26 protein-coding genes are annotated in these 25,632 nt (G+C 59.7%); 15 read left to right on the top strand and 11 right to left on the bottom strand.

Features of this window, described 5'->3' with window-relative positions; translation table 11 throughout:
• Positions 1-9: 9 nt before the first annotated feature.
• Positions 10-1,098 carry a fatty acid desaturase family protein gene (locus AACY25_RS17480; RefSeq protein ID WP_339526241.1) on the top strand — a complete coding sequence of 363 codons (1,089 nt, stop codon included), beginning with the start codon at positions 10-12 and terminating at the stop codon, positions 1,096-1,098.
• A 90-nt stretch (positions 1,099-1,188) separates the two neighbouring features.
• Here AACY25_RS17480 and AACY25_RS17485 read toward each other — a convergent pair whose 3' ends face one another.
• The gene (locus tag AACY25_RS17485) at positions 1,189-1,923 is read right to left on the bottom strand and encodes a class I SAM-dependent methyltransferase (RefSeq protein WP_339526242.1); all 735 of its coding nucleotides are present in this window, start codon (positions 1,921-1,923) and stop codon (positions 1,189-1,191) included.
• A 121-nt stretch (positions 1,924-2,044) separates the two neighbouring features.
• On the opposite strand from AACY25_RS17485, the gene AACY25_RS17490 reads away from it, so the two are divergent.
• Positions 2,045-2,935, top strand: a complete 891-nt coding sequence (locus AACY25_RS17490; protein WP_339526244.1) for an esterase/lipase family protein — start codon at positions 2,045-2,047, stop codon at positions 2,933-2,935.
• 45 nt (positions 2,936-2,980) lie between these two features.
• Here AACY25_RS17490 and AACY25_RS17495 read toward each other — a convergent pair whose 3' ends face one another.
• The gene (locus AACY25_RS17495) at positions 2,981-3,313 is read right to left on the bottom strand and encodes a Rieske (2Fe-2S) protein (protein WP_339526246.1); all 333 of its coding nucleotides are present in this window, start codon (positions 3,311-3,313) and stop codon (positions 2,981-2,983) included.
• 82 nt (positions 3,314-3,395) lie between these two features.
• Entirely contained in the window at positions 3,396-5,678 is a 2,283-nt protein-coding gene (locus tag AACY25_RS17500) for a TonB-dependent hemoglobin/transferrin/lactoferrin family receptor (protein ID WP_339526248.1), read from the bottom strand.
• A 257-nt stretch (positions 5,679-5,935) separates the two neighbouring features.
• Between AACY25_RS17500 and AACY25_RS17505 the strand changes: the two genes are divergently transcribed.
• The 6 genes from AACY25_RS17505 (at position 5,936) to AACY25_RS17530 (ending at position 11,145) form a co-directional block, all read left to right on the top strand.
• Positions 5,936-7,006, top strand: coding sequence for a hemin-degrading factor (locus tag AACY25_RS17505; RefSeq protein WP_339526250.1), 1,071 nt, complete (start codon positions 5,936-5,938; stop codon positions 7,004-7,006).
• An 84-nt stretch (positions 7,007-7,090) separates the two neighbouring features.
• Positions 7,091-7,990: a heme/hemin ABC transporter substrate-binding protein gene (locus AACY25_RS17510; RefSeq protein WP_445262162.1), complete on the top strand. Its 900-nt coding sequence runs from the start codon at positions 7,091-7,093 to the stop codon at positions 7,988-7,990.
• A complete protein-coding gene (locus AACY25_RS17515; RefSeq protein ID WP_339526252.1) occupies positions 7,987-9,024 on the top strand; it encodes a FecCD family ABC transporter permease in 1,038 nt (345 codons plus the stop codon). Before AACY25_RS17510 ends, AACY25_RS17515 begins: the two co-directional genes overlap by 4 nt.
• The gene (locus AACY25_RS17520; protein WP_339526254.1) at positions 9,024-9,791 is read left to right on the top strand and encodes a heme ABC transporter ATP-binding protein; all 768 of its coding nucleotides are present in this window, start codon (positions 9,024-9,026) and stop codon (positions 9,789-9,791) included. Before AACY25_RS17515 ends, AACY25_RS17520 begins: the two co-directional genes overlap by 1 nt.
• Before the next feature lie 10 nt (positions 9,792-9,801).
• A complete protein-coding gene (locus tag AACY25_RS17525; RefSeq protein WP_339526256.1) occupies positions 9,802-10,683 on the top strand; it encodes a ChaN family lipoprotein in 882 nt (293 codons plus the stop codon).
• 54 nt (positions 10,684-10,737) lie between these two features.
• The gene (locus AACY25_RS17530; protein ID WP_339526257.1) at positions 10,738-11,145 is read left to right on the top strand and encodes a nuclear transport factor 2 family protein; all 408 of its coding nucleotides are present in this window, start codon (positions 10,738-10,740) and stop codon (positions 11,143-11,145) included.
• A 275-nt stretch (positions 11,146-11,420) separates the two neighbouring features.
• On the opposite strand, the gene AACY25_RS17535 is transcribed toward AACY25_RS17530, so the two are convergent.
• The 5 genes from AACY25_RS17535 to AACY25_RS17555 all read right to left on the bottom strand — a co-directional run bounded on the left by AACY25_RS17535 (position 11,421) and on the right by AACY25_RS17555 (position 15,384).
• Positions 11,421-12,221 (bottom strand): Crp/Fnr family transcriptional regulator, encoded by an 801-nt coding sequence (locus AACY25_RS17535; protein WP_339526258.1) that lies wholly within the window; start codon positions 12,219-12,221, stop codon positions 11,421-11,423.
• A gap of 106 nt (positions 12,222-12,327) precedes the next feature.
• On the bottom strand, positions 12,328-12,600 hold the full coding sequence (locus tag AACY25_RS17540; RefSeq protein WP_339526259.1) for a TfoX/Sxy family protein: 273 nt from the start codon (positions 12,598-12,600) through the stop codon (positions 12,328-12,330).
• 39 nt (positions 12,601-12,639) lie between these two features.
• Positions 12,640-13,395, bottom strand: a complete 756-nt coding sequence (locus AACY25_RS17545; RefSeq protein WP_339526261.1) for a class I SAM-dependent methyltransferase — start codon at positions 13,393-13,395, stop codon at positions 12,640-12,642.
• The gene (locus AACY25_RS17550) at positions 13,392-13,736 is read right to left on the bottom strand and encodes a pentapeptide repeat-containing protein (protein ID WP_339526263.1); all 345 of its coding nucleotides are present in this window, start codon (positions 13,734-13,736) and stop codon (positions 13,392-13,394) included. The genes AACY25_RS17545 and AACY25_RS17550 overlap by 4 nt, the downstream gene beginning before the upstream one ends.
• Positions 13,737-13,821: 85 nt before the next feature.
• Positions 13,822-15,384 (bottom strand): bifunctional aminoglycoside phosphotransferase/ATP-binding protein, encoded by a 1,563-nt coding sequence (locus AACY25_RS17555; RefSeq protein WP_339526264.1) that lies wholly within the window; start codon positions 15,382-15,384, stop codon positions 13,822-13,824.
• Positions 15,385-15,501: 117 nt separating this feature from the next.
• On the opposite strand from AACY25_RS17555, the gene mrcB reads away from it, so the two are divergent.
• From mrcB to AACY25_RS17570, 3 genes are read left to right on the top strand one after another with little or no spacing between them, the layout of a single operon-like run.
• On the top strand, positions 15,502-17,820 hold the full coding sequence (gene mrcB / locus AACY25_RS17560) for a penicillin-binding protein 1B (RefSeq protein ID WP_339526265.1): 2,319 nt from the start codon (positions 15,502-15,504) through the stop codon (positions 17,818-17,820).
• Positions 17,821-17,836: 16 nt separating this feature from the next.
• On the top strand, positions 17,837-18,535 hold the full coding sequence (locus tag AACY25_RS17565; protein ID WP_339526266.1) for a tetratricopeptide repeat protein: 699 nt from the start codon (positions 17,837-17,839) through the stop codon (positions 18,533-18,535).
• Positions 18,535-18,864, top strand: a complete 330-nt coding sequence (locus tag AACY25_RS17570; protein WP_339526267.1) for a YqcC family protein — start codon at positions 18,535-18,537, stop codon at positions 18,862-18,864. The genes AACY25_RS17565 and AACY25_RS17570 overlap by 1 nt, the downstream gene beginning before the upstream one ends.
• Positions 18,865-18,879: 15 nt before the next feature.
• Here AACY25_RS17570 and AACY25_RS17575 read toward each other — a convergent pair whose 3' ends face one another.
• Positions 18,880-19,323, bottom strand: coding sequence for a DUF4124 domain-containing protein (locus tag AACY25_RS17575; protein WP_339526268.1), 444 nt, complete (start codon positions 19,321-19,323; stop codon positions 18,880-18,882).
• A gap of 407 nt (positions 19,324-19,730) precedes the next feature.
• On the opposite strand from AACY25_RS17575, the gene AACY25_RS17580 reads away from it, so the two are divergent.
• Together AACY25_RS17580 and ilvN are read left to right on the top strand one after the other, a co-directional pair.
• On the top strand, positions 19,731-21,455 hold the full coding sequence (locus AACY25_RS17580; RefSeq protein ID WP_339526270.1) for an acetolactate synthase 3 large subunit: 1,725 nt from the start codon (positions 19,731-19,733) through the stop codon (positions 21,453-21,455).
• 2 nt (positions 21,456-21,457) lie between these two features.
• Positions 21,458-21,949, top strand: coding sequence for an acetolactate synthase small subunit (gene ilvN, locus AACY25_RS17585; protein ID WP_090256033.1), 492 nt, complete (start codon positions 21,458-21,460; stop codon positions 21,947-21,949).
• 76 nt (positions 21,950-22,025) lie between these two features.
• Here the strand turns inward: ilvN and ilvY are convergent, their stop codons facing one another.
• Entirely contained in the window at positions 22,026-22,907 is an 882-nt protein-coding gene (ilvY, locus tag AACY25_RS17590; protein ID WP_339526272.1) for an HTH-type transcriptional activator IlvY, read from the bottom strand.
• A 126-nt stretch (positions 22,908-23,033) separates the two neighbouring features.
• Here ilvY and ilvC point away from each other — a divergent pair, with 126 nt between their 5' ends.
• Together ilvC and pssA are read left to right on the top strand one after the other, a co-directional pair.
• Complete coding sequence (gene ilvC / locus AACY25_RS17595; RefSeq protein WP_339526273.1) at positions 23,034-24,050, top strand: ketol-acid reductoisomerase; 1,017 nt, start codon at positions 23,034-23,036, stop codon at positions 24,048-24,050.
• 155 nt (positions 24,051-24,205) lie between these two features.
• Complete coding sequence (gene pssA, locus AACY25_RS17600; protein WP_339526274.1) at positions 24,206-25,021, top strand: CDP-diacylglycerol--serine O-phosphatidyltransferase; 816 nt, start codon at positions 24,206-24,208, stop codon at positions 25,019-25,021.
• A 249-nt stretch (positions 25,022-25,270) separates the two neighbouring features.
• Here pssA and AACY25_RS17605 read toward each other — a convergent pair.
• The coding region (locus tag AACY25_RS17605; RefSeq protein WP_339526275.1) for a hypothetical protein at positions 25,271-25,632 on the bottom strand (362 nt) is incomplete at its 5' end.

Here is a 25,632-nt window from a genome sequence, read left to right on the forward strand (position 1 = left end):
GGAATCCCCATGCGTCGTGATCGCGAACTTTCCATGGATGAAATGAACGCCTTCGGCAACGAGCTGGACGCCCTGCGCCAACGCACCCTGGCCGATCTGGGCGAGGCGGATGCGCGCTATATCCGCCGGATTCGCGTGGCGGTGCGCTTCTGTTGCTGGGGCGGGCGCGGCCTGCTGATGCTCGGTTGGTTTCCGCCGACCTGGCTGCTCGGCACGCTGCTGCTGGGCCTGGGCAAGATTCTGGAGAATATGGAGCTGGGCCATAACGTCATGCACGGCCAGTACGACTGGATGAATGACCCTGAATTTGCCGGGCGCAGCTATGAGTGGGATATCGCCGGACCCAGTGATTTCTGGCGGCACACCCACAACCATGTGCACCACACCTGGACCAATGTGCTGGGCATGGACGATGACGTCGGTTATGGCGTGGTGCGGCTGTTTCCCGAGCAGCGCTGGAAGCCGTTCTATCGCTGGCAGCCGCTGTGGGTGACGATTCAGGCGGTGCTGTTCCAGTACTCGATCGCGGTGCAGCATCTGCGTCTGGATAAGCTCTACAAGGGCCGGTTGAGCAAGGACGAGGTGCGCCCGCTGATCAAGCAGTTCAACGCCAAGATTCTGCGTCAGTGGGGCAAGGATTACCTGTTCTTCCCGTTGCTGGCGCTGCTGATCGGGGCCAATGCCGTGGCGGTGTTGGCCGGTAATGTGTTGGCCAACCTGATCCGCAATCTGTGGACCTTCGCGGTGATCTTCTGCGGTCACTTTACCGAGCAGGCGGCGGTGTTCAGCAAGGAGTCGGTGGTCGGTGAGAGCCGTGGCCACTGGTACCTGCGTCAGCTACGCGGGTCCAGCAACCTCAACGGCGGACCGCTGTTCCATATCCTCACCGGCAACCTCAGCCACCAGATCGAACACCACCTGTTCCCCGATCTGCCGGCGCGGCGTTATGCGGCGTTGGCCGTGGAAGTACGCGGGATCGCCGAGCGTTACGGCCAGGTCTATAACAACGGCAGCTTGTGGAGCCAATTCGCCACGGTGCTTAAGCGGATCTGGATCTACCGCCGGCGTCCGGTCGAGGCTATGCCGGCTGGCGCTTAACTGCGCGACCCAAGCTCCGTAGGGTGGATGACGCTGTTTTCATCCACCATCCACCATTGCCGTTGGTGGATGGGTGAAGCGTCATCCACCCTACATGGGTTTGGTAAACACGCAGGTCAGATAGCGGTTGCTGAAGCCGTAGCGCAGCATCGAATACAGGCGGCTGAACAGGTACAGCGGGCGTTTGCGGTAATACAGCAGCACAGCATTGCCAACCCCTTCGGAGCGGTGCTGCTTGTGCTGATCGGCCTGTTTCGAAAACAAACCTTTGAACTGCCACCACTGAATCTGTTCCAAATGCTGGCAGGCATGCAGCCCCTGCTGGCGGAACAGTGCATAAAAGCTGCGTTTGCTGAAATCGTGCAGGTGGTGCGGGTTGCCGTCCAGGGTTGGGGTGATCGGCACCGAGGCGATAACCTTGCCGCCTTCAGCCAATAAACGCGCATAGTTGGCCAGCAGCACCTGTGGGCGCGGCAGATGCTCGATGGTTTCCAGGCTGACGATGCAATCGAAGCCTTGGTCGCTGTTGAACTGTTCGGCATCGGCGCATTCGTAACGCAGGTTGGCCAGCTGGTAATGCTCGCGAGCGTAGGCGATGGCCGCAGGGTCAATGTCCACCCCAGTGATCTGCTTGTCTGGGTTGCGCTCGGCCAGCAGCGCCGTGCCATAACCACAGCCGCAGGCCATATCCAGCACGCGCTGGCCGCTGAGGTGCTTGGCGGCGAACTCATAGCGCTGCATGTGAATGTGCAGGCTGGCTTGGTCGTCTGGGTTCTGCGGGTTGAGATCCTTCGGGTAAATCCGTTCGATGGTATGCATGGTCATGGCAGCGCAAAGAGGAGCCAGGACTATATGTCAGGCAGCGCACTTTGCCCACGAGCTGCATTGGCATGCTTCGTGGTTCAGCACTTTCTTTCTCGGCGGTATGACACAAGGATGGTTTGCTATGTCGACATCTTCTGCTCCCCGTTATCCCCTGGTCCTGGTGCCTGGTTTACTCGGCTTTGTCAGTCTGCTCGGTTACCCCTACTGGTACGGCATCGTCACGGCGCTGCGCCGCATCGGTGCAAAAGTCTTCCCGGTGCTGGTGTCTTCGGTGCATTCCACCGAGGTGCGCGGCGAGCAACTGCTACTGCGCATCGCCGATGTGATGCAGCAGACCGGCGCCGAAAAGGTCCACTTGATCGGCCACAGCCAGGGAGCCCTGACGGCGCGCTATGCAGCTGCGCTAAAACCCGAGTGGGTAGCGTCCGTTACCTCGGTGGCAGGGCCTAACCATGGCTCGGAACTGGCGGATTTTCTCAAGCGCAAAGCCCCGCACGGCAGCTGGCGCGAGCGTTTGTTGGCGCGGCTGTTGCGTGGTGTGGCGCGTTGCATGGCCTGGCTGGAGCGTGGTTACAAAGGCGAGCCCCTGCCGATGGATGTGGACGCTGCGCAGAAATCGCTGACCAGCGAAGGCGTGGCGGCCTTCAATGCCCAATATCCGCAGGGCTTGCCGGAAGTCTGGGGCGGTGAGGGTGCGGCCGAGGTCAATGGTGTGCGCTACTACTCCTGGTCCGGCACCATTCAGCCGGGGATCACCGATAAAGGCGGTAACCGCTTCGACGGGCCGAATGTCGCCTGCCGGATGTTTGCCAAAACCTTTCAGCGCGAGGTGGGGCAGTGCGATGGTATGGTCGGGCGCTACAGCTCGCATCTGGGCACGGTGATTGGTGATCAGTATCCGCTGGATCACTTCGACATCATCAATCAGACCTTCGGTCTGGTCGGTAAGGGCGCCGAGCCTGTGAAACTGTTTGTCGAGCATGCGCATCGCCTGCAGGCTGCCGGTCTCTAACTCGTAGGATGGGTATCGCTGTGCTCAACCCACCCCTACAAAGGCTTATCCCAACCGTTCGCCCAGATCGACCCAGATGCCCTGATCATCCTCGCGTATGGCAAGCTCTTGCAGCGCTTGCCCAGCGCAGGGACCGGCGACGCATTCGCCGGATTCAATGAGAAAAAGTGCGCCGTGGGTGGCGCACTGAATCAGGCTGGCGCTGGCGTCGAGAAACTGGTCGGGCAGCCATTCCAGCGGAATGCCACGGTGCGGGCAGCTATTACGGTAGGCATACAGCTGGCCGTCCTTGCGTACGGCAAACAGCTTCTTGCCAGCAACCTCAAAGCCCCGGCTTTGGCCCTCGGCCAGTTCATCCGACGCACATAAACGCAACATAGTGATCTCCACGACAGGCCGGCATTATGCCGCGCTGGCGAGGAAGTGAAAGAGGAGGGCGCATCCGTGCGCCAAGTGGAACTCAGTATTGCCAGGAGACAGAGAGGCGGACGTTACGTCCGACTTCGCTGTAGTAGTCGTCGGGTTGCACCAGATTGCCGGTCGGCACGTTTAGGGCGTTCCAGTACTTCTTGTCGAAGGCGTTGAACAGGCCAGCCTGCAACTTCACGCCTTGCAGTTCGGTGGGTTGCCAGTAACCGGTGAGGTCGACCACGCCGTAGCCGGGCGCCTCGAAGTCGCCGTCGCTCTCCACCTTGTCACGCGTGGCAGCTGCTCGCAGCATCAGGTCGGCGCCATAGTGGTCGCGCTCGTAGCTCAGGCCGACCAGGCCGCTGAGCGGTGCCACCGAGCTGAGGTGCTGATTGGTTTCGCGATCTTGACCATCAGTCCAGGCCAGCGAACCCCAGACCTTCCAGTGCGGCACGAATTCCCAATGGGCGGCCAGTTCGGCACCGTAGATTTGCACTTTGGCACGGTTCTCGGTGCGGCTTACGCCCAGCGGGTAGTCCGCGAGGTCGAGACCAATGGCGGCCAGGGTGGCGGCATCGGTGATCGGCACATCGTCGTCGATAAAGTTCTTGTAGTGGTTGTCGAACAGGCTGATCGAACCGCCGAGCTTGTCGTTACCCAGTTGTGCGCCGATTTCATAACCGCTGCTTTCTTCGGGTTTTAGACCGGCGTTGCCCAGGCGCAAGTAGCTGCTCTCGGCGCCGTAGTTCATGTACAGCTGGGTGGCGTCCGGAGCCTTGAAGCCATGCGCCCATTGGGCATACAGCATGGTTTCTTCGGCTATCTGCCAGGTTGCCAGCAAGCTGCCGGAGAGTTTGTGGTCGCTGCTGGTCTCCAGGGTTTGCTGATTGGCCGGGTTGATGTTGTTGGCGAAGTCGCTGGTGGACTGTGGGTTCTGCTCGTAGTGGTCGTAGCGCAGGCCGGGAGTCAGCTTGACCAGGCCGTCGGCGAAGCTGATCTCGTTAGTGGCATACAGCGCCCACAGGGTGCCTTCAGCCTTGGGCATGTCGGCCTGGTTGGTGTGCAGGAAGCTGCAGGCGCTGGGGCCCATCAGTTCGTTAAGCACGGCGGGGCAGTTGTCGTAACCCTCGGACACCTGTTCGGTATTGACCTGATACAGCTCACCACCGAGGGTCAGTGCGTTAGGCAGGCCGGCAATCTCGAAGGTCTTGCCGATATCGCCGGACACCCCGTACAGCTCCTTCTCGATCTGATTGTCGCGACCAAAGGCGCCGCTGGGAAACTTGTACGGGTTACCGCTGGGACCGAAGACGAAGTCCGGTATCGCTGCGCGGGCGTCGGTGACGGTGCGGATGCCACTCTGGTCGTCATGCCGGCGCAGCTTCTGCCAGTAGGCAATGGCGTTGGCGCTGTCAATCAGGCTGTTGTCGTCTTCTGCGCGGAAGGCGTAATCCACGGACAGGCGCTGGCGTTTGACGTGTTCATCGGTGCCGTTCTCGCCGATCAGGTAGTTGCTGCCTTGGCCGGTGCGGCTGTCGATGGCGTTTTCGCGCTCGAAGAGTTCGCCGGTGAGACCGAGCTTGTGGCCACCGTCGAAGCGTTGCTGCAGCTTGATCAGCAGGCTCTGCTGTTCAGTGTCGGCCGGGTTGGCCTCGGTGCGTGAGGGGCCGTAGCTGTTGTCGCGACCGCGGCTTTCCAATTCATGACCTTGGCGCTGACCAGCTTGGAGCAGCCAGGCGGTGTCTTGGTAGCGACCCGCTAGCGCGCCATTCAGGCCCCAGCTGTGGTCGGCGCTGTCGTAGTCGGTTTTGATCAAGGTGCCGAAGTCTTTGCCCACGCGCAGCAGATCCTCTGGATTGAGGGTGTACAGCTCAACTGCGCCCCCCAGCGCGCCGGAGCCAACCACGCTTGAGTTAGCGCCCCGCACGATGTCCACCGAGGACAAACCGTTGAAATCAATTGAGTCCAAGCCGCCCTGGGCACCCCCCGTTGGGCCCTGGCTGCGCGCGCCGTCAGTCATCCATGGCACGCGGATGCCGTCGATGGTGGTCAGCACGCGGTCGCGATCCAGGCCGCGAATGTTGATGCTTTCACTGCTGCGGCTGTAGTTCACCCCCGGTTCGGCGCGTTTGCCAAGGTCGTCAAAGTTGCGGATCTGGCGCTTATCCAAGGTTTGCGCGTCAGTGCGGGTGGTGATGGGCAGAGGCTCTTCAACCACGTTACCGATGATCTGCGTGTCGGGCAGGGTCGCCGGCTGTTCGGCCAACGCCAGCGACGGGGTGAGTAACAGCAGGGCAAGCCAGGGGCGGCGGGCAAAGGGAGGGCGTATGGGCATGGGACTACTCCAAGAACATGCGGACGGGTTCTGTGACCGTTCGGGTTGGCGACGGCGCAAACCATAATGAGATTGACAGTCATATGCAAATGATTATCAAATAGCTTTCGTCTTGAAGGTCAGCCAGCGCTGTCCCTTCTGCATGGCAAGGTTTTACCCATTCCTGTACGTGCTTTTGCACGGCAGTTGGGTGGTCGTGCGCGAATAATTAAATGGCCTGTTTGTCGCTCAGGCAGGCCCGTGATGAAGGAGTTTTCATGATCAATACCCAAGCCCCCGGCCTACCGGCCAATGACCTCTACCTGGCGTGGCAAGTGCTGCGCAGCGAGCAGCCGCGCTTGCGTGCGCGGGATGCTGCTGAGCAATTGGCGGTCAGCGAGGCCGAGTTGGTCGCCAGCCGCATGGGCGTCGATACCCTGCGCCTTCGGCCCGTCTGGGCGGAATTGCTGCCTGCGTTGGGCGAGTTGGGGTATGTGATGGCGCTGACGCGTAACGAGCATTGCGTGCATGAGCGCAAAGGCTATTACCACGAAGTAACCGTGATGGCGAATGGGCAGATGGGCCTGGTGGTGTCGGCGGATATCGACCTGCGCCTGTTCCTCGGCGGATGGGCTAGTGTGTTTGCGATTGAAGAGCAAACCAGTAAGGGCACTCAGCGCAGCATTCAGGTGTTTGATCGCCAGGGTACGGCCGTGCACAAGGTGTTCCTCACGGAGGACAGCCAGTTGTCCGCCTGGGAGCCTTTGCTTGAGCGTTTCGCCGAGGTGCAGCAAAGCGTTGTATTGGATCTGCAGCCCCAGCCATCCACTACACCGAGCCAGCCTGATGCGGTGATTGATGCCAATGCCTTGCGCGTGGGCTGGTCTGCGCTGAAGGACACTCACCATTTTTTCGCCCTGCTGAAAAAGCACGGCACGACACGGACCCAGGCGTTACGTCTGGCCGGCCGCGAATGGGCGGAGCCGCTGCCTGTCAGCGAGCTACCGAAGCTGATGGAGCAGGCAGGCGCGCGTGAAGTGCCGATCATGGTGTTTGTGGGGAATCGGCACTGTATTCAGATCCACTCTGGGCCAGTGAAGAACCTGCGTTGGATGGACACCTGGTTCAATGTGCTGGACCCCGAGTTCAACCTGCATCTCAAGACCACTGGCGTGACCGAACTGTGGCGTGTGCGCAAGCCCAGCAGCGATGGTGTGATCACCAGCTGGGAAGCTTTTGATGCCGATGGCGAGCTGGTGGTGCAGCTGTTTGGTGCGCGCAAACCGGGCATTCCAGAACGTGAAGACTGGCGGGCTCTGGCTGAAGAAGTCGTGGCTCTGCCGGCCTGATTCGGTTTGTCGCCTGTAGTTGCAGCGCCGTGCCACTGGCTTTGTCACGGTCGGCGTTCACGTCTGTTTTCTTAGAGAGTGCTCATGAAACCCCTTAATTCTTTGTTCGCCCTGTGCGCGAGCCTGTTGTCCTGTGCCTCGCTGATGGCCGCCGAGCCGTTACCGCAACGTTGGATCAGCTCTGGCGGTTCGCTCAGTGAGTGGATGGTGGTGCTGGGCGGCGAAAGCCGACTGGTCGGGGTGGACAGCACCAGCCAGCATCCAGAGTCGCTGCGTGCGCTGCCGAGCATCGGTTATCAGCGTCAGCTGGCGGCCGAAGGCATGCTGACCCTGCGCCCGGATATGCTCATAGGTAGCGAAGAAATGGGCCCGCCGCCAGTGCTGGCGCAATTGCGCGGTGCCGGTGTACGGGTGGAAATGCTCTCGTCCAAGGCGGATCTGGCCAGCCTGCAAGCCAGCCTGCAACGCATCGGCACTTTGTTAGGCGAGCCGCAGCGCGCCGATCAGGCCTTTGCGGCTTATCAACAGCGCTTGCAGCAGCAGGCCGACTGGCTGATGGCCGCGCAGCGTCAGCAGGCGGCTCCTGGTGTGTTGCTGTTGCTCGGTCATGCTGGCGGTAGCCCGATGGCGGGCGGTAAGGACACCTCGGCCGATTGGCTGATCGCGCGCGCCGGCGGGCGCAATCTGGCCAGCCATATCGGTTACAAGGCGCTGTCCACCGAAGCCTTGTTGGCGCTTGATCCGGAGGTGGTGATCATTGCTGATCGCAGTCTTTCTGGTGATGCCGCGCGTGAGGCGCTGTTGCAGCAGAACCCGGCTCTGGCGGCTACCCGGGCGGCGCGTAAGCAACGTTTGCTGATGCTCGACCCTACGCTGCTGGTCGGTGGTCTCGGCCCGCGTTTGCCGGATGGGCTGGCGGCCTTGTCCGCAGCCTTTTATCCTGCCAGCCAACCTCTGGTCGCCGAAGCTAAGCCCACGCCATGAATCCTGTTATTCGTCCGCGCTCACTGTTTATCGCACTGAGCCTGTTGCTGGCGCTCGCGCTCTGGTTATCCCTGGCGCTGGGGCCGGTCAGCCTGCCGCTGCTCGATACCCTTAAAGCGGCATTGCGCCTGCTGGGCCTGGCACAACCGGGTGATGATCTGGCCCAGGCGGAACTGATACTTGGGCAAATACGCTTGCCGCGTACCTTGCTCGGACTGCTGGTCGGCGCGGTGCTGGCGCTGTGCGGGGTGGCGATGCAGGGGTTGTTTCGTAACCCGCTGGCTGACCCGGGTCTGATCGGCGTATCCAGCGGCGCGGCGCTCGGCGCGTCGATTGCGATTGTCGGCGGCGCGGCCCTTGGCGGCTTGCCGGAAGCCTTTGCGCCTTACCTATTATCGTTGTTCGCCTTTATCGGCGGCCTTGGGGTAACAGCGCTGGTCTATCGCCTGGGTCGGCGTGACGGCGAAACCAATGTGGCGACCATGCTGCTGGCCGGTATCGCCCTGACTGCACTGGCCGGTGCTGCCATCGGCCTGTTCACCTACCTGGCCGATGACGCCACCTTGCGCACTTTGACGTTCTGGAACCTGGGCAGCCTTAATGGCGCCAGCTACGCGCGCTTGTGGCCGCTGTTGCTGGTGACGGCGGCGGTGGCGCTGTGGTTGCCGCGGCGGGCCAAGGCGTTGAATGCCTTGCTGCTGGGCGAGTCCGAAGCGCGTCACCTGGGCTTTGCCGTGGAACGGGTCAAGGCCGAGTTGGTATTTTGCACCGCACTTGGTGTGGGCGCGGCTGTGGCGGCGGCGGGGATGATCGGCTTTATCGGCCTGGTAGTGCCGCATCTGGTGCGCCTGCTGGTAGGGCCGGATCATCGCGTGCTGTTGCCAGCCTCGGCCCTGGCAGGTGCCAGTCTGTTGCTCTTGGCGGATCTGGCGGCGCGACTGGTGCTGGCGCCGGCCGAATTACCGATTGGTATCGTTACGGCGCTAATTGGCGCGCCGTTCTTCCTTTATCTGCTGCTGCGGGGGCGTACCTGATGCTGCGCGCGGAAAATCTGGCGGTACAGCGTGGCCCGTGCACGGTGTTGGCGGATATCAACCTAGAGCTGCGTCCAGGCGAAGTGCTCGGCGTGCTGGGGCCCAATGGCGCCGGCAAGAGCACCTTGCTCGGCGCTTTGTGTGGCGAGCTGCAGCCGAGCCACGGCGATGTCTGGCTGGATCAGCGGCGCTTGCAGGACTGGCCCGGCAGCGAGCGTGCGCAGCGTCTGGCGGTATTGCCGCAGACCTCGACGCTGAACTTTGCCTTTCGCGTGGAAGAGGTGGTCGGCATGGGCCGTTTGCCCCACGCCAGTGGCCGTGTGCGTGATGCACAGATCATCAAGCAGGCGCTGGAGGCGGCCGATGCCTTGCACCTGGCTGGGCGCAGCTACCTGGCGTTATCCGGTGGCGAGCGCCAGCGTGTGCACCTGGCGCGGGTGCTGGCGCAGCTCTGGCCGGGCGGTGAAGGGCAGATGTTGCTGCTCGACGAGCCAACCTCAATGCTCGATCCGCTGCATCAGCACACCACGTTACAGGCGACGCGAACCTTTGTTGAACAGGGCGCAGCGGTGCTGGTGATTCTCCACGACCTCAACCTGGCTGCGCGTTACTGCGATCGCCTGTTGTTACTGGAGCGCGGCCGGCCCCATGCGCTCGGTACCCCTGAGGAAGTGCTGCGTGCTGAGCCGCTGCAGGCCGTGTTCGGTCTTGAAGTGCTGGTGCAGCAGCATCCAGAACGGGGTCATCCTTTAATTGTTGCTCGCTAAGGTTGTGTCTATGCGTATTGCATTACTGCTGGTGGCGGCGCTGCTGAGCGCCTGCCAGGCCTCGTTACCGGCTTTGCCCACTTGGCAAAGCCCCGAGGGTTTGCAGCATCCAGAACTCGGGCAGATTGTCGAGTTGCGTACTGGCGCGCAGCTCACCCCGGCGCAGTTGCTTGAGCGCTTGGCCGCAGCGCCCAAGTTGCTGGTGGGCGAGCGGCATGACAATCCCGATCACCACGCGCTTCAGCTCTGGCTGTTGCGCGCCCTGGCAGCGCAGCGCCCGCAGGGCAGCCTGCTACTGGAAATGCTGACGCCGGATCAGCAGGCCAAGGTCGATAAGGTGCGCACTGCCATCGCTGTCGGGCAGGCGCCACAGGATATTCTCGATGCCCTGGCTTGGCAGTCTGGCTGGTCCTGGTCGCTGTACGGGCCGCTGGTGCAGCATGCTCTGCGTCAGCCTTATCCGCTGCTGGCGGCCAATCTCGAGCGCCGGGAAATCATGCAGATCTACACCCAGGTGCCGCAGCTGCAAGGCCAAGCTTCTACGGCGCAGCCGGTGCGTGAGGCGCTGTTTGAACAGATTCGGGAGTCGCATTGCAACCTGCTGCCGGAAAGTCAGTTGCCCGCCATGCTTGCCGTGCAGCAGCAGCGTGACCGGCGTATGGCTGAAGCCCTGCTGGCTGCGCCGGCGCCAAGTCTGCTGTTTGCCGGTGCCTTCCATGTGCGTCGTGAGCTGGGTGTGCCGCTGCATCTGCTGGATTTAGGTGCAGCTGAAGGTGTGCAGGTGCTGATTCTGGCGGAGGTCGGCAGCCAGGTTGCAGCCGAGTCGGCCGATTACGTCTGGTTCACCCCGGCGCAACCTGAGCAGGACCACTGCGCAAAACTGCGACCCTAGCCCGATTTGCCTGTGGCTGAGCAGGTAGTCTGCGGTTTTCACCGGAGACTGCTGATGCCAGCCGCTGCCCACGCCCTGCTTACCCGCTATTTCAACGCCCTCAATGAGCGCGACAGTCGCGCCTGCCTGGCCTTGCTCAGCACTGACGTGCTGCTGGATATCAACCAGGGCCCGCGCGAGCAGGGCGTACAAGCTTTTGCCGACTATCTGGAGCGCACGCAGCGCTGCTACCGCGAAAGCATCGATAACCTGCAGATACTCACCGAGCCGAGCGGGCAGCGCGCCGCCTGCGAATTCACCCTGAGCGGTGAATACCTGAGCACTGATGATGGCCTGCCGGACGCCTGTGGCCAGAGCTATCAGCTGACGGCAGCGAGTTTCTTCGAGATTCGCGACGGCAAGATCTGCCGCGTAAGCCAGCATTTCAATCTGCCGGAATGGTTGGCGCAGGTCGATTTCTAAAGGCTGGTAAGCGTACTTTTCGAAAGGGAAAAAAAGACCCGGCAAGAGCCGGGTCAATAACCGTGATTAGCCTGATGAGGAGATAATCTGAAGAGGCCGACTGAAGGTCTCTTAAGCTTATCGGCTGATCTCGCGACCAGTTGCGGTAATAATAACAATTCTCATTTTCAAGTCAACACCCTTAGTCCAACTTTTTATCAGCCTGCCGAATGTTTATTCGCCCCATAAACGAACAACCCGACACGAGGTCGGGTTGTTTGCTCAGCAAGCGGGTTTCAGGATACTTCGGCCGGCAGGCGCAGCTGGGTGACTTCCTTGTTCAGTAGGTCGATACGCTTGGCCATACTCTCGATCAGGCTGTGGGCAATCCGCGGGTTGCTTTGCATCAGGCTGAGGAACTGCTCTTTCGGGATCACCATGACCGTGCATGGCTCGCTGGCCAGCACCGTGGCGCTGCGCTTCTCGCGGGTGAACACCGCCATGGCGCCGAAGATTTCATCCTTCTGCACGTCACCGACCTTGTGTCCGTCGACGTAGGCCTCGGCATGACCTTCGATGATGATAAATACGTTGTCGGCGACGTCGCCCTGATGGATCAGCTCTTCACCCGCAGCAAAATGCTGGAAGCCGGTGGAGGGACGAATTTCCGGCTGTTTCAAGCGTGCCAGGGCATCGGAAAGCAGGGCTGTATGGCCGATCAGATACTGGATAAACAGTTCCTGGCGCTGTTCGCTGGCATAGATGTGCTTGAACACTTCGCTGCGCGAGTAGGGAATCAGGCTCAGCTGTTCTTCGCTGCTGTAACGGCAGCTGGGCATGTCCAGGCCCTGGCGCAGGCCAACCAGATCGCCTTCCTGCAGGTAAAACAGCGGACGTTCATCGACTACGGCATGCAGCAGGCCATTTTCAATGATGAATAGCTGATTACCTGGCAGCATCTTGGCCAGATCGTCCGCACGTTCAAGCTGTAGTGGCGATCCAGCAGGTGCAAGCCCGTCGAGCAATTGAGTGGGGATGCTTTGTAGTCGGTTGATCAGCTGATCGGCGTAAGCCGGTTGCTCCCCGAGTAAATACATGAGCGAATTTCCTTGAACTGGCTGGGCATACTAAACCGCACGAACGTCCCTAAAACAATAGTTGCCAGCGCGTTTCAGGTAAATCAAAAGCCTGAGAGGTTGTGAGCTAGCTCTTGTTGTGCGACGAACTTTCATCGAGCTGGCCATTCAGTTCGGCTTTATGGCCGGGTGGCAGTTCGTTCCAGTGCACGTCCAGCAGTGCGCCTTCAATCGCATACAACAGCACCTTGGATGCCCTGAAGCCCCGCGCGCGTACCGCTCGATAGGCACTGACCGCGCCCAAGCGACGCAGGTCATTGGCGCTGTGGATACCGACTGCGTGTAACCACTGGGCCGAGGTTTTGCCGAGGTTCTTCAGGTGTTGCAGTTCATCGTTCATCAAGCCTCCTTGCGCTGCTGGGCAGTCGTGCGTGTGGAGTCAGTTTGGCGTGCCTGCCAGAAAGTGTAGCGGCCAGCGGACAAAACGTGGCTGTTTGGCATCACCCCATGCCTGGCGCAGCTTTGGTTGCAGTTGCAGCAGTGGATCGGCGCCGTTCTGTTGTTCGTAGCGCTGCACGGCAGACCAGGTGCGCAGGTAGCCCAGCAGCTGTTCCAGCGGCCAGCTGCTTTCAATAGCCGAGGCGGGCGGAGAAAGCGGGGCAAAGGGATTGTCGATATCACGGTAGCCTGCATCGACACTTGCGCGGCCCGCTGGCCAATAGCCGCCGAGGGTATTCCAGTAAAAATCGTCGATCAGCGCGTCCAGCTCATCGTCGATGCGCATCAGGCTGTAACACCAGGCGCAGAACACCCCGCCAGGCTTAAGCAGGCGGCGTACTTCGCTAAAGAACGCCGGTGTGGCGAACCAATGCAGCGCCTGCGCTACTACTATCAAATCCAGGCTGTGGCTGGGCAGAGGTTGCGTCTGCGCCTCGGCGACGAATAGCTGCAATTCTGCCTGGCCTGCGCCTGCCTGCAATTGCTCAAGGCTCGCATCGCAGGCCAGCACCTGTTGGAAGTACTTGAGCAGTGGCCTACTGGCCTGACCGTTGCCGCAGGCAATATCCAACGCCCGCAGGCGTTCTGGGCATTGCGCAGCCAGCCAGGCAAACAGACTTGCTGGGTAGTGCGGGCGGAAGCTGGCATAGGCATCTGCTCGCGCGCCGAACAGTCGGCTGACGGGGTTGCCGCTCAACGGGTGTTATAGCGCAGGCGGGTGCCGAAATTTACCGACATAAGAATCTCGTCAGCCGTCAGCTCGACGGGGAAGTAGGCCCCGGAGATCTGTGCGTGGGCCAGGCTGGCGCCTTCGAGCTGAGCATCGCGTAGGTCTAGGCCGCGCAGGTCCGTGCCGCGAAAGTAGGCATTGGTGAAGTTGATGCCTTGGGCATCCAGGGCGCGCAGGTCTATGCCGCGAAAATCACCGTCGCTCAGATCGACGACTGTGTCTTTGGGCTTTTGCGCATTAAAAGCGGAGATTTGTTCGTTGCGGATCAGGATATACAGCGGGTTATCCAGTTGTCGGGGCTGGCTCATGGTGCATCTCCTTATGGACTCACCGCCAGTATAGAAGCCGCGGCGCGCTCTGCTCGCGCCGCACCTCTATTGCCCGTGCTGCGTATTACAGGCCCGTCAGGCGTTGGCGAATGCGTGCGATCAGAGTGTCCAGGCTGGCGCTTTCGTGGGTGTCTACGCGCTTGCTGTGCAGCAGTTCATGGTCACTCAGCGCTTCGCGGCTGGCCTGCTGGGCGTGTACCACGTCCATGGTGGCGTCGGAGGGGTCGCTGCCGGCGGCCTTGCGCTGTTCCAGCCAGCTGGCGATCACCTCGTCCGGGGCGCTGCATTCCAGAATCAGGAAGGGCGCGCCGCAGGCTTCGACAACCTGGCTGGCTGCTTCGCGCTGGGCTTGCTTGAGGTAAGTGGCATCGATGACTACCGGAAAGCCGGCATGCAGGACCGCTTCGGCTAGCTGGTGCAGGCGCTGGTAAGTGGCGGCGCTGGCGTCCTGGGTGTAGATGCCGGCCCTGAGCTTGCCGAGGTCGGCATTTTTCTGCTCGCCGAACAGGCGCTTACGCTCCACATCGGAGCGCAGGCGAATAGCGCCCAGTGCCTCGACCAGGCGCATGGCCACATGGCTTTTGCCCACTGCGGAAACACCGTGGGTAATGACCAGGAAGTTGGAGGGGATGGCGCTGTAGCTTTCCGCCAGGTTGGCGTAGTTGCGGTATTGGCGCAGGGTCACGGCTTTTTGTACCGCATCGGTCTGATGCGCCAGGCTGAACAGCGCGACCTTGGCGCGTACCAGGGCGCGGTAAGCCTTGTAGAAATTCAGCAGCTCCAGAGCGGCGTAATCACCGGTATGCTCCAGCCAGGCGTTGACGAAGCGCCAGGCGTGGGCTTTGAGGCCGCGGTCTTCCAGGTCCATGGCGAGGAAGGCTGCGTCCGAGGCGATATCGATCAGGCGGAATGGCTCGTTGAACTCGATGCAGTCGAACAGCACCACCTGATCATCCAGCAGGGTGGCGTTTCCTAGGTGGATGTCGCCGTGGCATTCGCGGATCGAGCCATTGGCCGCGCGTGCGGCCAGCAGCGGCTCAAGACGCGCGCAGTTGGCTTCGGTCCAGGCTTCCAGGGCTTCCAGCTGCTGCAGGTCGGCTGCGTCACTGAGCATCGGGCGGATCTGCTCGAAGTTCTGCCGCATCGGCGCGACGATTGCCTCAGGTGTGCACAGTGCGTGGCTGGTTGCGACGACTGGGGTCGAGCCGTGGAAGTCGGCAATCTGTTTGGCCAGGGCATCGATATGCGCCTCGCTCAATTCACCGCGTGCCTGTACGTCACTGAGTAGCTGGCTTTGCGGGAATTGGCGCATTTTCAGCGCGTACTCGATGGCCGGGCCGCTACCGCCGAGTTGTGGCGCATCAACGCTGCCACTGATCGGCAGTACGTCCAGGTAAAGGCCTTGGGTCAGGCGCTGATTGAGGCGCAGCTCTTCCTTGCAGAAGTGTTCGCGGGCACTTAGCTCGGTGAAGTCGAGAAAACCGAAGTTCATCGGCTTCTTGATTTTGTAGGCAAAAGGGCCGGTGAGCACCACCCAGGAAATATGGGTTTCGATAACCTGGAACTGCTCCACGGGATGAGGGTAGAGGGCCGGGTTCTGCAGTGCTGCGATCAGAGCTTGGCTCACGGGCGATCCTTGGCGTTGTGCTGAATAAGAGGCGGCCATTATGGCCGCTAAGGTCCCGTCTGCAAACCGCTGCTATGGCCTGCTGGCAAACAGGCAAAGTGCGTATAATGCCGCGCCATGACTCGTACCCGATCTTCCCGTCCCCGTTCTAAACGCCGTTCCGGCGGTATGCGCCCCTGGTTGGGCTGGGCTATTAAGCTCGGTCTGGTGGGTTTGGTGGTGCTCGCCGTGTTTGCGGTTTATCTCGATGCAGTGGTGCAGGAGAAATTCTCCGGCAAGCGCTGGACTGTGCCCGCCAAGGTCTATGCCCGGCCGCTTGAGCTGTTCGTTGGGCAGAAACTGGCCAAGGATGACTTCCTCAAGGAGCTGGATGCCCTGGGCTATCGCCGTGAAAACGCGGTGGCTGGCCCCGGTGGTGTGTCGGTGGCAGGCAACAATATCGAGCTGCATTCTCGCGGTTTTCAATTCTACGAGAGTACCGAGCCCTCGCAGCGCGTGCGCGTGCGCTTCTCGGGTGACTATGTAGCGGCTTTGACTCAGGCTGGCGGCGGCAATCTGGCAGTAGCGCGGCTTGAGCCGTTGCTGATCGGCGGGCTGTACCCGGCGCACCAGGAAGATCGCGTGCTGATCAAGCTGGAGCAGGTGCCGCCTTATTTGGTGGAGACCCTGGTGGCGATTGAGGATCGTGAGTTCTTTAATCACTTCGGTGTGTCGCCCAAAGGTATCGCCCGCGCGGTGTGGATCAACGCTACTGCCGGTCAGCTGCGCCAAGGCGGCAGTACTCTGACTCAGCAGTTGGTGAAAAACTTCTACCTGACCAATGAGCGCACCTTGGTCCGCAAAGCCACTGAAGCCATGATGGCGGTGCTGCTGGAGTTGCATTATGAGAAGAAGGACATTCTCGAGGCGTACCTCAATGAAGTGTTCCTCGGTCAGGACGGTCAGCGTGCGGTGCATGGCTTTGGTCTGGCCAGTCAGTATTTCTTCAGCCAGCCGCTGTCCGAGCTGAAGCTTGATCAGGTGGCGCTGCTGGTGGGGATGGTCAAAGGACCGACCTACTACAATCCGCGGCGCAACCCTGAGCGCGCCTTGGAGCGGCGCAATCTGGTGCTCGATGTACTGGCAGCACAGGGCGTAGCCAGTGCTGCAGAAGTGGAAGCAGCGAAACAGAAGCCGCTGGGCATTACTCGGCGAGGCAGTCTGGCGGACAGCTCGTTCCCGGCCTTTCTTGATCTGGTCAAGCGTCAGCTGCGCGAGGATTATCAGGAGCAGGACCTTACCGAAGAAGGTCTGCGCATCTTCACCAGCTTTGATCCGATCATGCAGCTCAAGGCCGAAAGTGCCTTGGCCGACACCCTGAAACGCCTGTCCGGGCGCAAAGGGGTTGATCAGGTCGAGGCTGGGATGGTGGTGACCAGTCCGGAAAGTGGTGAGGTGCAGGCGATTATTGGCAGCCGTCAGCCGCGTTTTGCCGGTTTCAACCGAGCGCTGGATGCGGTAAGGCCGATTGGCTCACTGATCAAGCCGGCAATCTATCTGACGGCTCTGGAGCGTCCTAGCCAGTACACCTTGACCAGTCTGCTGGAAGATCAGCCGTTCTCGATCAAGGGTCAAGACGGTCAGGTGTGGAGCCCGCAGAACTACGACCGCAAGGCCCACGGCACGATTTACCTATATCAAGGGTTGGTCAATTCTTACAACCTGTCGACCGCCAAACTCGGTCTTGAAATGGGCGTGCCAGAGGTGCTCAAGACCCTGAATCGATTAGGTGTCGAGCAGAAGTGGCCGGCGTATCCGTCGATGTTGCTCGGCGCTGGCGGGCTGAGCCCGATGAACGTGGCAAATATGTATCAGACCCTGGCCAATGGCGGCTTCAACACACCATTGCGCGGTATTCGCAATGTGCTGACGGCAGATGGCGAGCCGCTCAAGCGGTATCCGTTCCAGATTCAACAGCGTTTTGACAGTGGCGCCATCTACCTGCTGCAGAACGCCATGCAACGTACGATGTCAGAAGGTACAGGGCGCTCGGTCTACAGCCAGCTGCCGCGTTCTCTGGCGTTGGCCGGCAAGACTGGTACCAGTAACGACTCGCGCGATAGCTGGTTTGCCGGTTTCAGTCAGGATGTTCTGGCGGTGGTGTGGCTGGGGCGTGATGACAATGGGCCGACACCGCTGACCGGTGCCACTGGTGCGCTGCAGGTGTGGACGGACTTTATGCGCAAGGCCGACCCGCTGCCGTTGGATATGCCCGTGCCGGATAACGTGGTACAGGCCTGGGTGGATGCCAGTAGCGGTCAGGGTACCGACCCGAGTTGTCCGAATGCAGTACAGATGCCGTATATTCGCGGCAGCCAACCTGTCGCCGGGCCGGCCTGTGGTATTCAGGCGCCGGTCAACGAAGTGATGGATTGGGTACGCGGCTGGTTGGATTAAGTGAAGAGGGTGTGATGTGAATAAGTGGTTGATTCCAGCTGTAACGGCTTCGTTGATGTTGGCTGGTTGCAGCAGTGTGCCGCGCGGCTCAATTCCGGTAGTTGAAGGCGGCAGTGCGGTAGCCGGCGCTCAGTCGGGTACGCCAGGCGGCTATGGTGCCCCCGCTGCACAGCCTCAGGCCCTGCCGGAAGATTCTGGTGTGGTGGTGATGGTGCCTGGCGGTGGCGGTAGTTCCGCGCCGATTCAGTCGTTCCCTGCAGGCAATGCTCCGCTGGATACCGGCACCTCCACGCAGCCCTGGAGTGCTACGCCGCCCGCCACAACCCAAGGCGGCTATGCCGCGCCGTCGCCCAGTGGTATTCCAAATGGTGGCTTGGCCATGGATGAGCAGTTGGATGGCCCAGTCCTGGCCTTGTTGACTACGGCTCAGCAGCAGCAGGGCGGTGGCGATCTGAATGGCGCCGCTTCTAGTTTGGAGCGCGCCCAGCGTATTGCCCCGCGTGAGCCGCAGGTGCTCTATAAGCTTGCCGAAGTACGCTTGGCTCAGGGTGACGCGGCGCAGGCCGAACAATTCGCTCGTCGTGGCTTGAGCTATGCCAGCGGTCGTCCTGCATTACAGGCCAGTCTGTGGAATCTTATCGCCCAGGCTCGTGAACAACAGGGTGATGCTGCTGGTGCCGCACAGGCCCGTGAGCAGGCGCGAGTCAACCTCTGATGGATGCACGTGTGCTTGCTCTGGCAGAGCAGTTGCTGCTGATCGAACGCGAGTTGCGTGTGCTGGGCTGGTGGGAGGGACAAGCGCCCAGCGCTCAGGCACTTTCCAGTCAGGAGCCGTTTTGCGTCGATACGCTGGCGTTCGAGCAGTGGCTGCAGTGGATCTTCCTACCAAGGATGAAGCAGGTTCTGGAGGCTGGGGCTGCATTGCCCAGTGTTTCCGGGATTCAGCCGATGGCCGAGCAGGTGTATGGCGGTCAGGCCAAGAAGGCCAGAGCGCTGATCAAACTGCTGGGTGAATTTGATCAGCTGATTGTTGGCGCGACCTGAGCCGCGCCCACAGACTTACTTACAGTTTTCGCTAATCGACTTCTGCGCTTCGCTGATACGGCTCTGGCGCTCTTCTTCGCTTAGACGACGCACTTCACCATCTACATCCACTCGTACGCGTGGGTTGTTCTGCAGCTGTGCCAGGTTGGTGCGTACATCTTCGCAGTACTTCTTACGCTCCGCTTCTTTGGCGGCAACTTCCTGCTTGACCTTCTCATCAATGGCCGCCTGCTCGGGGTCTGCGATGCTTTCGAAGGTCGGCGCCGCTTTCTTCTCTTCTGCTGCTACAGGTTTTGGCGGCGGTGTTGCGGTATTGATGCTGGTGGCGTCTTGGCCTTGTGGCGGTTGTGCGCTGAAGTGCGTTACGCCTTGGGCGTCGACCCACTTGTAAACCTGGCTGGCCATGGCGGTGGCGCTCATGGCGAGCAGCAAGCTGCTGGTGATCATCATGCGGCGCATGCGGTTTCCTTATATTGAGCTGCGGTGCCTGCCGACTACTATAACCAAAATGTTCGAATCGTCATCCTGCGCTGCGTCACAGCAGAAGATTGCAGATTCAATCACGGATTGCTTGACTTGGCAGCGCTGAATCCGAACAATTCCACGCTCGCTGTAGTGGAGTCCGCCGCAAGCAGGCTTTAGCTCAGTAGACATGAGGTGCACACCCGCGCCGACCTGTTACACCCGCAACGCGTTACCTCGCGCTGGGTGGGAAAACCCCGCAACACTTTGGGGCATTCCCAATACTTGCTCAGTTGTAGCTGACGTAGTCGGCGACCACCGTCGCTCATGCTCTGCTGACAGTAAACCTATCTTAGGCCGTCCTCCTTGTTGGGCGGTTTTCTGGCGTTTTAGAGGTGAACAACGTGGAGCTTTTATCCGGCGCTGAAATGGTCGTCCGCTTTTTGCGTGACGAAGGCGTTAAGAACATCTATGGGTACCCGGGCGGTGCTCTTCTACACATCTACGATGCCCTGTTCAAAGAGCCGGAAGTCCAGCACATCCTGGTTCGTCATGAACAAGCGGCAACCCATATGGCTGACGGTTATGCCCGTGCCACCGGTAAAGCCGGTGTGGTGCTGGTAACGTCCGGTCCTGGCGCAACCAATGCCATCACCGGTATTGCCACCGCTTATATGGATTCCATTCCGATGGTGGTGTTGTCTGGCCAGGTGCCAAGCAACATGGTCGGCACTGATGCGTTCCAGGAAACCGATATGATCGGTATCTCCCGGCCGATCGTGAAACACAGTTTCATGATCAAGCATGCCTCGGAAATCCCGGAAGTTCTTAAGAAAGCCTTCTATCTGGCGCAATCGGGTCGTCCGGGCCCGGTTGTCGTGGACATTCCGAAGGACATGACCAATCCGGCTGAGAAGTTCGAGTACGTCTATCCGAAGAAGGTCAAGCTGCGCTCCTACAGCCCAGCTCTGCGCGGTCACTCCGGGCAGATCCGCAAGGCGGCCGAGTTGCTGCTGACGGCCAAGCGTCCAGTGATCTATTCCGGTGGTGGCGTGATCATGGGCGGTGCTGCAGCGCCGCTGACTGAGCTTGCGCAAATGCTCAATCTGCCAGTCACCAACACCCTGATGGGCTTGGGCGGCTATCCCGGCACCGATCGCCAGTTCCTCGGCATGCTCGGTATGCACGGTAGCTACACCGCCAACCTGGCCATGCACCACGCCGATGTGATCCTGGCGGTTGGCGCACGCTTCGATGACCGGGTGATCAACGGCGCGAGCAAGTTCTGCCCGAATGCCAAGATCATCCACGTCGATATCGATCCGGCCTCCATCTCCAAGACCATCAAGGCCGATATCCCAATCGTCGGTCCGGTTGATAGCGTGATGACCGAGATGGTCGCGATCCTTAAAGAGATCGGCGAGCAGCTGAACAAGGATGCGCTGGCCAGCTGGTGGAAGCAGATCGAAGAGTGGCGCGGTGGCCGCATCATGTTCCCTTACGACAAGGGCGACGGCAGCATCATCAAGCCGCAAACCGTGATCGAGACCCTGTCCGAAGTCACCGGTGGCGACGCCTTCGTGACCTCCGACGTGGGGCAGCACCAGATGTTTGCTGCCCAGTACTACCGCTTCAACAAGCCGAACCGTTGGATCAACTCCGGCGGCCTGGGCACTATGGGCTTTGGTTTCCCTGCAGCCATGGGTGTCAAGCTGAGCTTCCCGGATGACGAGGTCGCCTGCGTAACCGGTGAAGGCAGCATCCAGATGAACATTCAGGAGCTGTCGACCTGCCTGCAGTACGGTTTGCCGGTGAAGATCGTCAACCTGAACAACGGTGCGCTGGGTATGGTGCGCCAGTGGCAGGACATGAACTACGGGAGCCGTCACTCGCATTCCTACATGGAATCGTTGCCGGACTTCGTCAAGCTGGCCGAGGCCTATGGCCATGTCGGCATGCGCATCACTGATCTGAAGGATCTAAAACCGAAGATGGAGGAAGCCTTCGCGATGAAAGATCGCCTGGTGTTCCTCGATATCCAGGTTGATACCAGTGAGCACGTCTACCCGATGCAGATCAAAGACGGAGCAATGCGCGATATGTGGCTGAGCAAGACGGAGCGTACCTAATCATGCGACACATTATTTCCCTGCTGCTGGAAAACGAGCCCGGCGCATTGTCCCGCGTGGTCGGTCTGTTCTCGCAACGCAACTACAACATCGAAAGCCTGACGGTGGCGCCGACTGAAGACCCGACTTTGTCGCGTCTGACGCTGACCACTGTGGGCCACGATGAAGTCATCGAGCAGATCACCAAAAACCTCAACAAGCTGGTCGAGGTGGTCAAGCTGGTCGACCTGTCGGAAAGCGCTCACGTCGAGCGTGAACTGATGTTGGTCAAGGTCAAGGCCACCGGCGCTCAGCGCGCCGAGGTCAAGCGCACCACCGACATCTTCCGTGGGCAGATCGTCGATGTGACCAGCAGCGTGTACACCATTCAGTTGGCCGGCACGAGCGACAAGCTGGACAGCTTTATCCAGGCCATCGGCACTGCGTCGATTCTTGAAACAGTACGCAGTGGTGTTACCGGCATTGCACGTGGTGACAAGGTGCTGAGCATCTGATTGCGTTGTACTAACAAAACGAAAAGCCCTCGGAGAATACCTCCTGAGGGCTTTTTGCATTTTGGGGTAAATGCCTTTAGCGTTGGCGATTCCAGAACGCGTTGATCAGTGGATCTTTAAGGCGCTTCTCCAGCGCGAACAGGCCGATGTCGTAGGCGGTCAGCGCCGGCTGAATATCGTAGATACGGATGCGTGCAGTCAGTGGGCTGTTGTCGAGAACGATCTGTGGCACCACGCCAATACCAAAACCCAGGCTGACCATGCTGACAATGGCTTCATTTCCGCTCACCTGGGCGTAAATGCGCGGTTTGATGTTGTGGTTTCTTAACCATCGATCGGTGCGGGTTCGGGCAAGGCCTTCCTCCGAGAGGATCATCGGCACATCTCGCCAGCTTTCCGCTGTGGGATGCCTAAGCTGTTCTTCGCTCAATAGCTGAGGTGATTGCGGTCCGATAAAACACAGCGCTGAGCGGGCTATCGGTTGAAATTCGATGCCGGCCGGCAAACTGTCGGGGCGGGCGCCGATGGCCAGATCTTCCAGTCCTTCTTGCACGCGCTCTACTGCTTTGGCCGGGTCGCCGGTGTGCAGCTTCATTTCAATGCGTGGGTAGTCCTGGCGAAAGCTGCTCAAAATGTCATAGAGGAAGCTGTAGCTGGCCGTTACCGAGCAATACAGGGAGAGCTCGCCATGGAGGATTAACTGATCCTGCTTGAAGGTCTGGCGGATGGCCTGCCAGCCGTTCATGACTTCGCTGGCGTACTCGCGGAACTGCTGGCCCTCGCGGGTCAGGCGCACTGAGCGGTTGTCACGCAGAAATAGCGGGGCGCCCAGTTCGTCCTCAAGCTGTTTGATGCTGCGGCTGAGCGCGGAAGGGCTGACGTGTTGCTCACGGCTGGTTTTACCGAAGTGCAGGTTATCGGCCAAAGAGAGAAAGAGTCTGAGTGCGTGACTATCCATGATTGTTTCAAATATTGGCATGTTGTGTTGCAAATATATCATTTTACGCAATGTGGCGGATCACTTAAGGTGTCTTCGTCGCGGTGCGTGCACCCCATCCCTTTTCGATTAGAAAGAGCCAAGAACATGAAAGTTTATTACGACAAAGATTGTGACCTCTCAATCATCCAAGGTAAGAAAATTGCCATCATTGGTTACGGCTCCCAGGGCCACGCTCAAGCGTGCAACCTGAAAGATTCCGGCGTTGACGTAACTGTTGGCCTGCGCAAAGGTTCGGCCACTGTTGCCAAGGCTGAGGCTCATGGCCTGAAAGTGACTGACGTTGCTTCCGCTGTTGCTGCTGCCGACCTGGTCATGATCCTGACCCCGGACGAGTTCCAGTCCTCGCTATACAAGAACGAAATCGAGCCGAACATCAAGAAAGGCGCGACCCTGGCCTTCTCCCACGGCTTCGCCATCCACTACAACCAGGTTGTGCCGCGTAGCGATCTTGACGTGATCATGATCGCGCCGAAAGCTCCGGGCCACACCGTACGCTCCGAGTTCGTCAAGGGTGGTGGCATTCCTGATCTGATCGCGATCTACCAGGATGCTTCCGGCAATGCCAAGAACGTTGCTCTGTCCTACGCCGCTGGCGTGGGTGGCGGTCGTACCGGCATCATCGAAACCACCTTCAAGGACGAGACTGAAACTGACCTGTTCGGCGAGCAAGCCGTTCTCTGTGGCGGTACTGTTGAGCTGGTTAAAGCCGGCTTTGAAACTCTGGTTGAAGCCGGTTACGCGCCTGAAATGGCTTACTTCGAGTGCCTGCACGAACTGAAGCTGATCGTTGACCTCATGTACGAAGGCGGTATCGCCAACATGAACTACTCGATCTCCAACAACGCCGAGTACGGCGAGTACGTGACCGGCCCGGAAGTCATCAACGCCGAATCCCGTCAGGCTATGCGCAATGCTCTGAAGCGCATCCAGGACGGCGAATACGCCAAGATGTTTATCAGCGAAGGCGCAACCGGCTACCCTTCGATGACCGCCAAGCGTCGAAATAACGCTGCTCACGGCATCGAAATCATCGGTGAGCAACTGCGCTCCATGATGCCGTGGATCGGTGCCAACAAAATCGTCGACAAAGCCAAGAACTAAGGTTTTATGACGTAAGAAAAAACGCGGCCACGGCCGCGTTTTTTCATGGTGCGGCAAGGCTTCTGGTATAAAGCCTGAGAGTTGCATTGATACTGGCGTGAACCCTAGTCGTCAGCGTCGGTCGAATTTTCCAAATCCGTTGCAAGGTATTGTTCATGAACGAACGTCCAGATGAACCCCAGTCGCCCCCCGAAACAGAAAGCTTGTTGCCCATTGACGAGCATGTAGAAGAGGGGCACGACGACGAGGGTCGCAAGGTTCGTCATCGCGGCATTTATCTGCTGCCAAACCTGTTTACCACGGCCAATCTGTTTGCCGGCTTCTACGCCATCATCAATGCCATGAACGGTAACTTCTATGTGGCAGCGGCGGCGGTGTTCGTCGCTATGGTGCTTGATGGTCTGGATGGCCGTGTTGCACGCCTGACCAATACCCAGAGTGCCTTCGGTGCCGAGTATGACTCGCTGTCCGATATGGTCGCCTTTGGTGTGGCTCCGGCCTTGCTGGCGTTCGAGTGGGCGCTGGGTAGCATGGGCAAGGTAGGTTGGATGGTGGCCTTTATCTATGTCGCCGGTGCGGCCTTGCGTCTGGCACGCTTCAATACGCAGATCGGCAGTGTCGATAAGCGCTACTTTATCGGTCTGGCCAGCCCCGCAGCTGCCGGCGTGGTGGCGGGTACGGTCTGGGCCTTTAGCGATTTCGGCATCAAGGGCTCGAATATGGCTTTTGCCGTGGCGATCCTGGTGGCGGCCGCGGGTGTGCTGATGGTCAGCAACATCAAGTACTACAGCTTCAAGGATCTCGACTTGAAGGGGCGCGTGCCCTTTGTGGCGATTCTGGCGGTGGTGCTGGTCTTCGCCGTGGTCTTCAGTGATCCGCCGCGTATCTTGCTGATAATCTTCCTGGCATATGCCGCATCAGGGCCTATCCAGTATCTGCTGCAGTTACGACGTCGTAAAACGACTGAGTAATGAGTCTGCCGCCGAAGCCGTTGATGTTCGCATCAACGGCTTCGGCGTTTCTGCTTTAGCCGTTTCCTTGCCTTATACCGCCGTTCTTGGGGATTGTGCCTTTGCTGTCACGCCCGTGGTTGGGGGCGGCGGGTAGTGGGCTGCCATAAAAACGTAATATGCCTTGACCTGGCTTCGCTTGCCCCTATAATGCGCACCTCTTCCGGCGCAGATCTCTCGGAAAACTTATTCTAAAACAATAAGTTAGCTTTAAAAGAGAGGTTGCAAAGCAGTGTAAGCTGTGTAGAATGCGCCGGGCTGACGGGGTGGTGGTTTTATCCTGTTGGTGGCTTCGATCAGGTAGATCGGTAGCGGTTGAAGAGGTGGTTGACAGCGGTTTGAAACGCTGTAGAATTCGCCTCCCGCTAACGAGAAGCTGGATGTTGGTCGGGGATGCAAGTGGTTGAGTAGAAAGAACTTCTTCGGAAAGAACTTCGAAAAATAGCTTGACGGAAGATGAGGCTGCTGTAGAATGCGCGCCTCGGTTGAGACGAAAGAATCAACCACCCGCTCTTTAACAACTGAATCAAGCAATTCGTGTGGGTGCTTGTGAGGTAAGACTGCTAGTCGCA

Source organism: Pseudomonas sp. EA_35y_Pfl2_R111 (assembly GCF_963970955.1).
GTDB lineage: Bacteria > Pseudomonadota > Gammaproteobacteria > Pseudomonadales > Pseudomonadaceae > Aquipseudomonas.